Origin of the sequence: Dactylosporangium sp. CA-139066, assembly GCF_050936175.1 — a bacterium.
Classification (GTDB): domain Bacteria; phylum Actinomycetota; class Actinomycetes; order Mycobacteriales; family Micromonosporaceae; genus Dactylosporangium.
Window position 1 is genome coordinate 2,043,493 of record NZ_JBNJNH010000001.1, and the last position, 12,335, is coordinate 2,055,827.

General features: G+C 75.3%; 13 protein-coding genes. 6 read left to right on the plus strand and 7 right to left on the minus strand.

What is annotated here, in order from left to right; all coding sequences use genetic code 11:
* The first annotated feature begins 176 nt into the window (after positions 1-176).
* The gene (locus tag ACQEVU_RS09395; protein ID WP_433322188.1) at positions 177-986 is read left to right on the plus strand and encodes a hypothetical protein; all 810 of its coding nucleotides are present in this window, start codon (positions 177-179) and stop codon (positions 984-986) included.
* Between the two features lie 269 nt (positions 987-1,255).
* On the opposite strand, the gene ACQEVU_RS09400 is transcribed toward ACQEVU_RS09395, so the two are convergent.
* Entirely contained in the window at positions 1,256-2,212 is a 957-nt protein-coding gene (locus ACQEVU_RS09400; protein ID WP_433322190.1) for a helix-turn-helix domain-containing protein, read from the minus strand.
* 70 nt (positions 2,213-2,282) lie between these two features.
* Here ACQEVU_RS09400 and ACQEVU_RS09405 point away from each other — a divergent pair, with 70 nt between their 5' ends.
* Positions 2,283-3,317, plus strand: coding sequence for a saccharopine dehydrogenase NADP-binding domain-containing protein (locus tag ACQEVU_RS09405; RefSeq protein WP_433322192.1), 1,035 nt, complete (start codon positions 2,283-2,285; stop codon positions 3,315-3,317).
* Here ACQEVU_RS09405 and ACQEVU_RS09410 read toward each other — a convergent pair.
* Complete coding sequence (locus tag ACQEVU_RS09410) at positions 3,262-3,801, minus strand: TrmH family RNA methyltransferase (protein ID WP_433322194.1); 540 nt, start codon at positions 3,799-3,801, stop codon at positions 3,262-3,264. The genes ACQEVU_RS09405 and ACQEVU_RS09410 overlap by 56 nt on opposite strands.
* Positions 3,802-3,962: 161 nt before the next feature.
* Here ACQEVU_RS09410 and ACQEVU_RS09415 point away from each other — a divergent pair, with 161 nt between their 5' ends.
* Together ACQEVU_RS09415 and ACQEVU_RS09420 are read left to right on the plus strand one after the other, a co-directional pair.
* On the plus strand, positions 3,963-4,349 hold the full coding sequence (locus ACQEVU_RS09415) for a hypothetical protein (RefSeq protein WP_433322196.1): 387 nt from the start codon (positions 3,963-3,965) through the stop codon (positions 4,347-4,349).
* A 43-nt stretch (positions 4,350-4,392) separates the two neighbouring features.
* Positions 4,393-4,878 carry a flavin reductase family protein gene (locus ACQEVU_RS09420; protein WP_433322198.1) on the plus strand — a complete coding sequence of 162 codons (486 nt, stop codon included), beginning with the start codon at positions 4,393-4,395 and terminating at the stop codon, positions 4,876-4,878.
* Here the strand turns inward: ACQEVU_RS09420 and ACQEVU_RS09425 are convergent.
* Complete coding sequence (locus tag ACQEVU_RS09425; protein ID WP_433322200.1) at positions 4,786-5,805, minus strand: LysR family transcriptional regulator; 1,020 nt, start codon at positions 5,803-5,805, stop codon at positions 4,786-4,788. The genes ACQEVU_RS09420 and ACQEVU_RS09425 overlap by 93 nt on opposite strands.
* 92 nt (positions 5,806-5,897) lie before the next feature.
* Here ACQEVU_RS09425 and ACQEVU_RS09430 point away from each other — a divergent pair, with 92 nt between their 5' ends.
* Positions 5,898-7,133 (plus strand): MFS transporter, encoded by a 1,236-nt coding sequence (locus tag ACQEVU_RS09430; protein ID WP_433322202.1) that lies wholly within the window; start codon positions 5,898-5,900, stop codon positions 7,131-7,133.
* On the opposite strand, the gene ACQEVU_RS09435 is transcribed toward ACQEVU_RS09430, so the two are convergent.
* Positions 7,123-8,133, minus strand: a complete 1,011-nt coding sequence (locus ACQEVU_RS09435; protein ID WP_433322204.1) for a zinc-binding dehydrogenase — start codon at positions 8,131-8,133, stop codon at positions 7,123-7,125. The two genes, ACQEVU_RS09430 and ACQEVU_RS09435, sit on opposite strands and share 11 nt — an antisense overlap.
* Before the next feature lie 115 nt (positions 8,134-8,248).
* Between ACQEVU_RS09435 and ACQEVU_RS09440 the strand changes: the two genes are divergently transcribed.
* Complete coding sequence (locus ACQEVU_RS09440; RefSeq protein ID WP_433322206.1) at positions 8,249-8,755, plus strand: hypothetical protein; 507 nt, start codon at positions 8,249-8,251, stop codon at positions 8,753-8,755.
* 4 nt (positions 8,756-8,759) lie between these two features.
* On the opposite strand, the gene ACQEVU_RS09445 is transcribed toward ACQEVU_RS09440, so the two are convergent.
* Genes ACQEVU_RS09445 through ACQEVU_RS09455 form a run of 3 tightly spaced genes read right to left on the minus strand, consistent with a single transcriptional unit; the run spans position 8,760 to position 12,315 of the window.
* Positions 8,760-9,107, minus strand: a complete 348-nt coding sequence (locus ACQEVU_RS09445) for an STAS domain-containing protein (protein ID WP_433322208.1) — start codon at positions 9,105-9,107, stop codon at positions 8,760-8,762.
* Positions 9,104-11,515, minus strand: a complete 2,412-nt coding sequence (locus tag ACQEVU_RS09450) for a SpoIIE family protein phosphatase (RefSeq protein ID WP_433322209.1) — start codon at positions 11,513-11,515, stop codon at positions 9,104-9,106. The genes ACQEVU_RS09445 and ACQEVU_RS09450 overlap by 4 nt, the downstream gene beginning before the upstream one ends.
* Entirely contained in the window at positions 11,515-12,315 is an 801-nt protein-coding gene (locus tag ACQEVU_RS09455; protein ID WP_433322210.1) for an alpha/beta fold hydrolase, read from the minus strand. Before ACQEVU_RS09455 ends, ACQEVU_RS09450 begins: the two co-directional genes overlap by 1 nt.
* Positions 12,316-12,335 lie beyond the last annotated feature (20 nt).

Genomic DNA, 12,335 nt, shown 5'->3' on the forward strand with positions numbered 1-12,335 from the left:
TACGGCGTGCGCTTCCTGTCGACGCTGGGCGTGGCCGCCCTGCTGGTCGCGTCGGCCGTCCCGGTCGTCAGGTCGGCCCGCCGGTCGATGGGAATCGCCCCGGTATCGGGACAGCCAGAAGCGGCCTGACCGCGTACGCTGTCACGTCGCAGGAACCCCAGGGGAGGAAGAGCGGCGTGAATCTCAACGGCACGGGCGGCGATGTAGTACTCCTATTCTACATAGTAGGCGGCCTCGCCACCATAGGCAGCGGCCTGCTGCCCGGCAGCTCGAAGGGCTGGCGAATCTTCAGCATCATCGCCGGCGCCGTCATGACCGTCTGGGCCGCGTACGTGCTCATGTTCGGCGGCTGGATCATCATCAGCTTCAAGATCCTCGCCATGCCGGTGCTGCTCATCATCCGCGGCATTCGCGACGCGGTGAAGAAGCGCAATGACTCCACGCAGCCGCAGTTCCAGGGCGCGGGCGCTCCGGGGCAGGCGGCGTTCGGGCAGCAGGGGTTCCCGCCGCCGCCTCAGGGCTTCCCGCCCGCGCCGCAGGGCGGTTACCCGGCGCAGCCCGCGCAGGGTGGTTACCCGGCGCAGCCTGCGCAGGGTGGTTACCCGGCGCCGCAGTCCGCGCCGCCCGTGCAGGGCGGCTACCCCGCACCGGCCGCGCAGGGTGGTTACCCGGCCCCGCAGTCCGCGCCGCCGATGCAGGGTGGCTACCCGGCTCCGCAGGCTCAACCCGGTTATGCGCCGCAGCCGCAGGGTGGTTACCCGGCGCCGGGTTACGGTGCGCCGGCGCAGCCGGCCTACCCGGGCTCGCCGGCCGGGTACGCGCCGCCGGCCCAGGGCGGTTACCCCGCGCCGCAGTCGGCGCCGCCCGCCCAGGGTGGCTACCCCGCGCCGCAGTCGGCGCCGCCGGCTCCGCAGCAGGGTTACGCCCCGCCGGTCCAGCCCGGTTACGCCCCGCCCGCGCCGCAGGGTTACCCGCCGGCGGGCTGATCGGATCGTCAGAGAAGGGGGCGCACGATGTGCGCCCCCTTCGTCGCGCCGCACACCGCCCCGTCGTGATGCGGTATGTCCGCCGCGTCGTAGCGGGCCGGTCCGTGTCGCACGCCGCCGCGTCGTGATGCAGGCTGAGCCGCGTCGCGGAGGGCGGCCCCGCGTCGTGTGCCGCCGCGGTGTGAAGCGCGAGCAGGTATGTGCCGTGTGCCGCCGTGATGTGAGCCGACATGTCCGCCACTTCGTGACGGACATGTCGGATTTATCGGTTATGCGCCGTCCGGGCGGGCGATGCGGAACGTGCGGCGGTACTCGGCGGGGGAGACGCCTACCGTGCGGCCGAAGTGGCGGCGCAGCGTTGTCGCCGTGCCCATGCCCGTGGCCGCGGCGATGGCGTCGACGGGCTCGTCCGTGCTCTCGAGGAGCTCCTGGGCCCGCCGGATGCGCTGGGTCAGCAGCCACTGCAGCGGGGTCGTGCCCATCGCCGCGCGGAACTGCCGGGTCAGGTGGCGGGAGCTCACGTTCGCGCGGCGGGCCAGGTCCTCGACCGTCAGCGGCCGGTCCAGGCGGGCGGCCGCCCAGGCCAGGATCTCGCTCAGCGGGCGCTCGCGCGGCTCGGCGACCGGCGTGGCGACGAACTGGGCCTGGCCGCCGGCGCGGTGCGGCGGCACGACGAGGCGGCGGGCGACCGCGTTGGCGACCGCCGAGCCGTGGTCGCGGCGGACCAGGTGCAGGCACAGGTCGAGCGCCGCCGCCTTGCCGGCCGAGGTGAGCACGCTGCCGTTGTCGACGTAGAGCACGTCCGGGTCGACCTCGACCGACGGGTAGCGGGCGGCCAGGGCCTCGGCGTGCAGCCAGTGCGTGGTGGCGCGGCGGCCGTCCAGCAGACCGGCGGCGGCGAGCACGAACGCGCCCGTGCACAGCGACGCCACCCGCGCGCCGGCCTCGTGGGCGGCGCGCACCGCGGCGACCAGGCCGGGCGGCGGGTCGGCATCGACGTCGGCCCAGCCGGGGACGATGACCGTGCCGGCCGTCGCCAGGCGGTCGAGGCCGCAGTCGGGCTCGAGCAGGAAGCGTCCGTCGGCGCGGACCGGGCCGGCGCCGCAGACGACGACGTCGTACCAGTCGGCGACCGGGGCCGGCGGCGCGGAGCTGAACAGCTCGTAGGCCAGCGCCAGCTCGAAGTTGAGGATCCCGTCGGCGACGGCCACCGCCACTGTGCTCACGTCCGAAATTGTACGGAGCCTGTCGTTTCCGACCCTTACCCGAACAAGCGGCCGCGGCCACGATGAGTGCGTGAGCGAACAGGTGACGGTCTACGGGGCGTACGGGCACACGGGGCGGTTCGTCGTGGCGGAGCTTCTCGAGCGCGGGTACACGGCCGTGCGCGCCGGGCGGGACCCCGGGAAGCTCGGCGGGGACGGGCGGGCGGCGTCGGTCGACGACCCGGCGGCGCTGGACCGGGCGCTCGAGGGGTCCGCCGCCGTCATCAACTGCGCCGGGCCCTTCGCCACGACGGCGGGGCCGGTCATCGAGGCCGCGCTGCGCGCCGGGATCCCCTACGTGGACCTGGCCGCCGAGATCGAGGCGAACGCCGACACGTTCCGCCGCTACGGCGAGCGGGCCCGGGCCGAAGGGGCCGTGGTGGTACCGGCGATGGCGTTCTTCGGCGGGCTCGCGGACCTGCTGGCGACCGCGGCGATGGGCGACTGGGCCGGCGCCGATCGGGTCGACGTGGCGTACGGGCTCGACAGCTGGCACCCGACGGCCGGCACCCGCGCCGCCGGGCGGGTCTCCCGCGAGCGCCGGGACGGGCGCCGGGTCCGCTTCGTCGACGGCCGCCTGGAGTACCGCGACGACGCCCCGCCCCGCCGCCGGTGGGACTTCCCGGCCCCGATCGGCGGGCGCGACGTCATCGCCGAGTTCTCGATGGCCGACATCGTGACCCTGCCGAGCCACCTGGAGGTCGCCGAGGTGCGCTCGCACATGACGGTCGAGGCGGCCGCGGACCTGGCCTCGCCGGAGACGCCGCCGCCGGCCCCGGCCGACGGGCGCGGGCGCTCGGCCCAGGCGTGGGCCGTCCACGTCGTCGTCCATCGGGGAGCCGAGCGGCGGCAGCAGGTGGCGTACGGCCGCGACATCTATGCGGTCAGCGCGCCCCTCGCCGTCGAGGCCGTCGACCGGATCCTCGCCGGCCGCACGAAGACCGCCGGTGTGGCGTCGGCCGGCGCGATGTTCGACGCCCGGGAGTTCCTGGACGCGCTCGCCCCGCACGTCACAGCAGCCCCGCCAGCTTGTACAGCACCAGCGAGCCCGCCACCGCCACGTTGAGGCTCATCCCGGTGCCGACCATGGGGATCTCGACGGCGCCGTCGAGCAGGTCGAGCGCCTCGGGCGGGATGCCGGTCTGCTCGTGGCCGAGGACGACGACGGTGCGGCGGCGGGCGGCGGGAAGGTCGGCGAGGCGCACGGCCTCGTCGGCCAGCTCCACCCCGAGGACCCGCGCCCCGGCGGCGCGCTCGGCCGCCAGCCACCGCAGCGGGTCGCCGGTGCGGTGCACGCAGGCGGGCCGGCGCAGCGTGTTGCCCCGGGCGAGGGCCTCGTCGACCCACGGGAACGGCGGCGCCGCGAGGCACGCCCCGACGGCGTCGCAGGTGCGCAGCAGCGTTCCGAGGTTGGCGCCGTGCAGCGGCCACAGCGGCGCGGCGATGAGATGCCCCCAGCATCGATGCCGGCGGGGACGGCGGGCGGTCTTCAGCTCACGGCGGGTCCGGACCCGGATGGCCGGGCTGACCGCGTGGGAGTGCTCGTTCACGAGGGGCGTGCTTGTCGGCGCACGCGAGCCATCGACGACGGCAAGGTCGGTCCAAGCATAGCGCCGCGCGGCGCGGCGGCGGTGCACGCTGCAGGGCCATGAGGCCGCGTAAATTTCACGCCGAGAGGCGGGCCCGAGCGGGCTCGGCTACGCTGCCGACCGTGATCCTGGCGCTGCTGCTCGACCTGGCCAACATCGCCGGCGGGTTCCTGCTCGCGATCGCCCTGCTGCGGCGGCTGCCCCGGGTCGGGGACGACCTGGGGCGCTTCGCCGAGCGGGCCGCGCCGTTCGGGTGGATCGTCGGCATCGTCGCGCTGGCCGCGGGCGGGGCGTACCTGCTCATGCACCTGCTGTCCAGCGGCCGGGTGTACCACTTCGAAATCGTCGGCATCGGGGTCGGCGTGGCGCTGCTGTGGGAGCGGCTCACCGGGCGGCGGGTGCCCGCGGCCGAGGGGACGGACGCGCCGGCCGGGGCGGCGCTGCTGCTGGCCGTCTTCGGGATCATCGCGATCCTGGTCGGGCTGCAGGGACTTTTCACACCGGACTGACCCCCTTGACCTCAACCCAGGTTGAGGTTCTACCGTTCAGGCGGTGAGCGTGGAGATCGGCACCTTCGTGGTGGAGCAGTTCAAGGCCGCCTTCCGGGGGTACCCGACCGGAGTGGCGATCATCACGGTGATGGGGCCCGAGGGTCCGGCCGGGCTGACCGCCTCCAGCGTGGCCTCGGTGTCGCTCGCCCCGCCCGCGCTGTCGTTCTCGGTGATGGACTCCCCGTCGGCGCGCCTGATCGCCGGCGCCGACCGCCTCGTGGTGAACCTCCTCGGCGCCTCGCACGCCGACCTGGCCCGCGACTTCGCCCGGCCCGGGGCGCCGCGGTTCACGCCGGAGCAGGGCTGGACGATCCTGCCGACGGGCGAGCCGGTGCTGGACACGGCCCAGGCGGCCCTGCGCTGCGTCCCGCTGCACCGCGTGCCGGTCGGCGCCTCAACGGTCATCGTCGCCGAGGTGACCGGGGCCACGGTCGCCCCGCCGGACGGCCACCTGATCTACCACGAGCGCCGGTTCATCACCGGCTGAGGCCCAGGCCGGAAGCCAGATGCCGGCCGCGGGCGGCGGGGTGCGGCGCGCCTGCAGGTAGGCGAGGAGGCGGGCCAGCTCCGGGTGCGGGTTGTCGGCGCGCCAGATGATGGACATCGGATAGATCGGGGCCGGGTCGCGCACCGGGATGCGGCGCAGGTCGTAGCTGTCCGGCCACAGGTACCGCGACCGCTCGCCCACCAGCGTCGCCAGCTCGGCGGAGCCGGCGAGCTCGGCCAGCTGGGCCTCGTAGCCGAAGACCGGGCCGAGCACGTCGATCGTCAGGCCGAACGCGGCGGCCAGCTCGATGTAGTAGTCGGACCACTCGGTGCCGGGGACCACGCCGGGCATCCAGATGCGGTGGCCGGCGAGCTGGGCGGGCGTGACCGACGCCGCGCCGGCCAGCGGGTGGCGGGGGCCGACGAGCAGCTCGTGCCGCTCGTCGATGACCGGGGCCGCCCGCAGCGCGTCCGGCAGGCGCCGGGCCGGCGCCGGCACGGCGTGGAAGGTCGCGTCGATGGAGCCGGCCTCGATCGCAGCGATCGCGCCGTCGACGTCGGCGACGTACGTGACCACGTCCAGGTCGACGCCCGGGTGCGCGCGATAGAAGTCCTGCAGCAGTACCGCCGGGGCGACGCGCCGGCTGAGCACGTCCACGCGCAGGGCGCGCCGGCCCGGGCGCACCGAGGCGTCGGCGCGCTCGGCGACGCGCAGCAGCTCGCGGGCGTGCGGCAGGAACGCCTGGCCGTCGATGGTGAGCTGGGCGCCGCGGGGTGTGCGCGTGAACAGGCGCACGGCGAGGCCCTTCTCCAGCGCGGCGATGCGCTTGGAGACCGCCTGCTGCGTCACGGCCAGCGCGGCGGCGGCCTGCTGGAACTGGCCGGTCTCGGCGACGGCGACGAAGGTGCGCACGGCGTCGAGGTCCACGTAGCGCACCCTAGCGCCACAACCGGCGGTTGTGGCGCGCCGCCGGCGGCGTTGTTTGCCCGCGAAGCGTCGCGCTGCTTGTATCTGCGGGCGTGAAACGGGAAATCGGCCGGCTGTGGGCGTCGTACGCGATCAGTGCCTACGGCTCCGGCCTCGGCTTCGGCGCGTTCCCGCTCATCGCCGTGCTCGTGCTGCACGCCGGAGCGGATCAGGTGGCGGTGCTGTCCGCGGTCGGGCCGGCCGTCGGGGCGCTGATCGCGGTGCCGCTCGGGCCGTGGGTGGAGTTCCGGCGCAAGCGGCCGGTGATGATCGGCATGGACCTGGCCCGGTTCGCCGCGATGATGACGGTTCCGGTGGCGTACGCCATCGGCCGCCTCACCTTCGTCCAGCTCCTGGTCGTGTCGGCGGTCATCGCGGCCGCGAAGATCGCGTTCAACGCGGCGAGCGGGGCCTACCTGAAGGCGGTCGCCGGCCCCGGCGAGCTGCTCGCGGCGAACGCCCGGTTCGAGTCGACGCTGTGGAGCTCCATCGCGGTCGGCCCGCCGCTGGGCGGGGCGGCGATCGGGTTCTTCGGGCCGGTCACCACCGTGATCGCCGACGCCGCCAGCTACCTGCTGTCGGCGCTCGGGATCGTCTCGATCGGCGGCCGCGAGGAGCGCCCCCGGCGGGCCGGCGGCCCCGCCCTGCGCCCGGCCGAGCTGCTCGACGGCTGGCGGCACATCTTCGGCCATCCCGGCCTGCGCACCCTGTACCTCAACAACCTGCTCGTCTCCGGCCTCATCATGGCCACCGAGCCGCTGCTGGCCGTGCTCCTGCTGCGCCGGCTCGGGTTTCCCCCGTGGCAGTACGGCCTCGCCTTCGCCGCGCCCTGCCTCGGCGGCCTGATCGGCTCGCGCCTGGCCCGCCGCGTCGTCGCCCGCTTCGGCGCCATCCGGGTGCTGCGCACGCTCGGCCCGCTGCGCGGCGCCTGGCTGATCGGCCTGGTCCTCGTCCGCCCCGGCCTCATCGGCCTGGCGACGGTCATCGCCGTCGAGCTCGCGATCATCACCAGCATGAGTCTGTACACCCCGGTGCTCGCCACCTACCGGCTGGAACAGACCCCGCCGGAGCGCGTCGCCCGCACCCTGTCGGCCTGGTCCATCGGCAGCGGCCTGGCCGTCGCGGCCTGCACCGCGCTCGGCGGCCTCCTCGCCGGCGTCACGGGCCTGCGCGGCGCCATCGCGGTCGCCGGCGTGCTGATCGTCCTCGCGCCGATGCTCCTGCCGTCCCTCCCGGCGCCGCAGCCCGGCCCGGCGCCGCCCGCCGCGCGGGCGCAGATCAGGGGTTGACGACCACCTTCAGCCCGGTGCGGGCGACGGCGGTCTCGAAGGCGGTGCGGACGTCCTCGAGCGGGTAGGCGTGGCTCACGAGCGAGCGGACGTCGGCCCGGCCGGTGGTGACGAGGGCGCAGGCCCTGGGGTACACGTCCTTCATCCGCCGCACCATCGCGAACGTCAGCCCCTTGCGCCGGGCCGTCGCGGCGGGGAACGCGGAGGTGCCGGTGCTGGGGATGCCGCCCAGGACCACGCGGCCGCCGGGGCGGGCGGCGACGCAGGCGGCCTCGATCGCCGCGTCGGTGCCGGCGATCTCGAACGCCACGTCGACGCCGCGCCCGCCGGTGAACCGGGCCAGCGCGGCGGCGTAGCCGGGGTCGGCGGGGTCCAGGACCGCGTCGGCGCCGTAGCCCGCGGCGGCCGCGCGGCGGTGCGCCAGCGGGTCGGCGGCCAGCACGCGGGCGGCGCCGGCGGCCCGCGCGACCTGGATGAGCAGCAGGCCGATCGGGCCGGCGCCGAGGACCGCGACGTCGGCGCCGAGCGGCACGTGGCCGAGGTCGACGGCGTGGACGGCGACGCCGAGCGGCTCGAGCATCGCGCCGTCGGCGTCGCTGAGGGCCTCGGGCAGCGGGAACAGGCGATCGGTGGGCCACGCCAGGTAGCGCTGCAGGCCGCCGTCGCGAAGGCCGTGGCCGGCGAAGACGATGTCGCGGCACAGGTTCGGGTGGCCGGCGCGGCACAGGTCGCAGGCGTGGCAGGGGATCGCCGGGTCGATGGCGACGCGCACGCCGTCGAGGGCGCCGCCGCGCACGATGCCGGCCATCTCGTGGCCGCCGACGATCGGGCGGTCGATGCGGGCGTCGCCGATGCCGCCCTCGGCGTACCAGTGCAGGTCGGATCCGCAGAGGCCGACCGCGGTCACCTCGACGAGGCTCTCGCCCGCGGCCGGCTCGGGCGCGGGTTCGTCGGCCAGCCGGACGTCCCCGGCGGCGTGGAATCGGGCGGTGCGGTTCACGCGTCCTCCAAGACGGCGACCGGGCCGCCCCGCATCGCCACCCGACGATCGTACGGCCGCGCCCGCGGACCACGGAGGGCCGATCCGCCCGGCCGGATTGGCTTAGAATGCGCCGGTGCCCCGGCGTCTGATGGTGATCGTATCGACGGCCGTGGTGGTGCTGCTCGCCGGCGCCGCCGCCTACGCGGTGGCCAACCGCCCGGAGGCGCCGCCGGATGCGCCGCTGGCGCTGGGCACGACCGCGGCGGTGCGCACCAATACCGGCTTCGCGCGGGTGACGCTGCGCGCGGCGACCGCCCGCCGCACCGGGTGCGACCACGTCCGGCCGGCGCCCGCGAAGGTGTACCTCGTCGCCGACGTCAGCGTCGAGGTGGTGATGGGGGCGTGGCCGGTGTCGGCCGACGACTTCATGTACGACGGCCCGCGCGACGGCGCGTCGCACAGCATGAGCGCCGCCGTCGGCCCGCTCGGCGAGGACTGCGGCAGCTCCCTGCCGAACCGCACGCTGGCCACCGGCGACAAGGTCAGCGGCACGGTGTTCTTCGGCCGCGACGCCCGCGGCGGCGAGATCTACTACTCCACCCACGAGATGCGCGGCGGCGTCTCGTGGCGGGTCGGCTGATCCCTCAGAACGCCATCGCGGCCACCGCCGAGTCGACGTCCTCGGCCAGCAGGTCGGGCAGAAAACCGATGAGATCGAGGGTGTACCGCACCATGCCGTCCGGCGGGGCGGCGACCCGCACGGGGGCCCCGCGGTCGCTGAACGCGGTCACCACCCGGTCGAGGCACAGCAGCCCGGCGCTGTCCAGGAACGTGGTCTCGGTGAGGTCGACGACGACGCCGGTCGTCGCGCGCACGCTGACGAGCACGTCGCGCTCGACGAGGGACGCGGTGGCGTGGTCGATGTCGCCGAGGAGCTGCACGATCTCGCAGCCGCCGGTGGAGTACACCCGGATCTGACGCTCGCCGTTCATGTCAACCGCCTCCTGGACGGGTCGCCGGCCCGGCGGCGCATGAGCACCGTGGTGCCCGAGCCGCGATCGATCACCAGGTCCTCCATCAGGCGGCCGATCAGGGCCAGGCCGCGGCCGCGCTGCAGCGCCGAGCGGGGCGGGCGCCACTGGCCGGCGTCGGCGACGCGGATCGCCACGACGTCGCCGTCGACCTGGGCCAGCACGCTCACCTTCCGGCTCGCGTCGAGGGCGTAGCCGTGCTCGATCGCGTTGGCGACCGCCTCGGCGGTGGCCAGCACGATGCCGAACCGGTCGTAGTCGCCGATGCCCTGCGCGCCGAGCCAGCGGTCCAGCGCGGCGCGCATCCCGGCCAGCTCCGACATGCGGGCCGGCACCTCGGCGCGGAACGGGGGCGCGTCGGTGTAGTCGAGGGCGAGCAGGCACATGTCGTCGTGGCCGCCCTCGCCGGGCAGCATGCCGTCGCTGAGCCGGCCGGCCAGCGTGCTCAGCGGCTCCTGCCAGTGCGCGGCGGCCAGGCCGGCGAGGCGGTCGAGGCGCTGCCGCGTGGGCTCGCCGCGGCGCTCGACCAGGCCGTCGGTGTACAGCACCAGTCTCGAACCGCGGGGCACGGTCAGCGCGGCCTCGCTGCGCGCGCGCCCGGCGGCCATAGCGCCGAGCGGGCCGGAGCGCGCACCCCACAGGAAGCTGGGCACGCCGCCGGGCTCCACCAGCAGCGGCGGCGGGTGGCCGGCGCACGCGTAGCGCAGCCGGCCGCTGTCGAGGGCCAGCTCGGCGTACGCGAGCGTCGTCATCTGCCCGGCCGAGAACGACGCGACGAAGTCGTCCATGTGCCGCAGGACGTCGGCCGGCCCGTCGTTGGCGGTGGCGAGGGCGCGCACCGCGCTGCGCAGCTGGCCCATGGCGCTCGCGGCGCGCAGGCCCCGGCCCACGACGTCGCCGACGACGATGCCGATGCTCTCGGCCGAGGTGGCGAAGACGTCGTACCAGTCCCCGCCCACCTCCAGCGTGTGCACCGCCGGGCGGTAGGCGGTGACCACCCGGTAGCGCGCGTCCTTCGGCCACTCGCCGGCGAGCAGGCTGCGCTGCAGGGTGTGCGCCACCTCGCGGTCGCGCTCGGCCAGCCGCGCGTTGTCCAGCGACAGCCCGGCCCGGTCGGCGAGGTCGGCGAGGAACTCGGGCCCGACGTGGCCGGCGGCGGCCACGTCGCCGACGGCCAGCAGCAGCGTGCCGTGCACGGTGTTGCGGGCCCGCAGCGGCAGCACCAGGGCCCGGCGCCCGTCGGTGGAGATCAGCGGCACGGCGGCCATCACCCCGCCGCGGCCGGCGGCGTGCACGGCGGCGAGGACGTCGTTGGGGATCGTCCAGCCGGCCGCGTCCCGGCCGTCCTCGGGCGCGGCGGCCCGCCAGGCGGGCTCGTCGGCCGGGGCGAGGTCGATCTGGGCGTACTCCGCGACGTCGGGCACCAGCAGCTCCACGAGCCGCCGCGCCCGCCCCGTGCAGCCGACGGTCTCGTCGAGGTCGCGGCTCAGCCGGGCCAGGAAGCCGGACTGCCACGCCCGCCGGGTGGTCTCCTCCAGCAGCCGGATGCGGTCGAGGGCCTGGCCGGCCTGCCGGCCGATGGTGCGCATCAGCTCGACCGCTTCGTCGTCGAAGGCCGGCTCGGGCGCGGCGAACATGAACGACACGACCCCCAGTACCCGCAGGTCCGCGAGCAGCGGCGCGATGATCCGCGTGCCGTCCACGTCCGTGTGCCGCGCGATGTCGAGCTGCGCCGCCGCCCGCGCCTCCGGCCCGGGATCGTCGAGCGACACCAGCGGCCCGTCGCCGATCGGGCGCAGCGCCGCCTCGGCCGGGTCCAGCAGCCACACCCGCGTCCGGTCGGCGGTGAACGCCTCGGCGCCGATCTGCACGATCGGCCCGGCGATCTGCTCGGCCCGCTCGATCGCCGCGCACCGCACCACCAGCTCCTGCAGCAGCCGGACCCGGGTGGCGTTGCGCTCGGCGAGGCGCCGCTCGGCCAGCAGCTCCCGCTCGTACGTGCGGCGGGTCGTCGCGTCGAACACCGTCATGCGCACCGTCGCCGGGCCGCCCGCCGGGCCCTCCCGCAGCAGCGCGTTGACGAGCGCGTCGAGCCGGGTGCCGTCGGCGCGGCGGAACTCGGCGGCGATCTCGCGGACCTCGCCCTGGATGTGCAGCAGCGGCGCCAGGTGGGTCTCGTGGAAGATCCGGCTCCCGGCGGCGTAGATCTCCTGCACCCGCCGGCCGGTGAGCTCCTCGCGGCCGTACCCCATCCAGTCCAGGAACGTCCGGTTGACCCGCACGATCGTGCCGTCGGGCCGCAGCGTGAGGTACCCGCACGGCGCGCTGTCGTAGAGGTCCTCCGCGCTCTCCTCGGGTTCCTGCGCCATCAGCCGTCCCGCAGGAAGCGGCTGATGGCCTCGAACGTCTCGTCCGGGGCGCTGAGGTTGGGGCAGTGGCCGGTCGCCTTGAGCAGGACGAGCTCGCTGCCGGGGATGTGGTCGCGGACGTACTCGCCGACCTCGTACGGCGCGATCACGTCCTCGGAGCACTGCAGAATCAGCGTCGGTACGCCGACGTGGCCCAGGTCGGCGCGGTTGTCCGAGCGGAAGGTCACGGCCGCGAACTGCCGGGCGATGGCCGGGTCGGTGCGGGAGAAGCTGTTGGTGAGCTCGTCGGCGAGCTCCGGCCGCTGCGCGTTGCCCATGATCACCGGGCTGATCGCGCCGGACCAGCCCAGGTAGTTGCTGTCCAGCGACTCGAGCAGCTCGTCGATCTCGGACCGGCTGAAGCCGCCGCGGTAGCCGTCGTCGTCGATGTACCGCGGCGAGGGCCCGACCAGCACGAGCCGCGACACGCGGCCGGGCTCGGCGATCGCGGCCAGCACGCCGATCATGGACGACACCGAGTGTCCCACGAAGGTCACGTCGCGCAGGTCGAGCTCGCGGAGGATCTCCAGGGCGTCGTCGGCGTAGCCCCCGAGCGAGCCGTGGCGCTGCGACGAGTACGCCGAAAGATCGGACCCACCGGCCCCGACATGGTCGAAGAGCACGACGCGGTGGGTCTGCGCGAAGCGGGGCGCCACGAACCGCCACATGTTCTGGTCGCACCCGAAGCCGTGCGCGAACATCATGGCGGGGGCCCGCTCGGGCCCGAGCAACCGGACGTTGTTGCGTTCGAGGACGCTCACGGGCTGTGACGCTACCCGGG

What these genes read in the sequence shown, in the direction of transcription:
- ACQEVU_RS09450 (WP_433322209.1), bottom strand. Translation starts at nt 11,515, where the DNA reads ATGGCGCAGGAACCCGAGGAGAGCGCGGAGGACCTCTACGACAGCGCG.
- ACQEVU_RS09445 (WP_433322208.1), bottom strand. Translation starts at nt 9,107, where the DNA reads ATGAACGGCGAGCGTCAGATCCGGGTGTACTCCACCGGCGGCTGCGAG.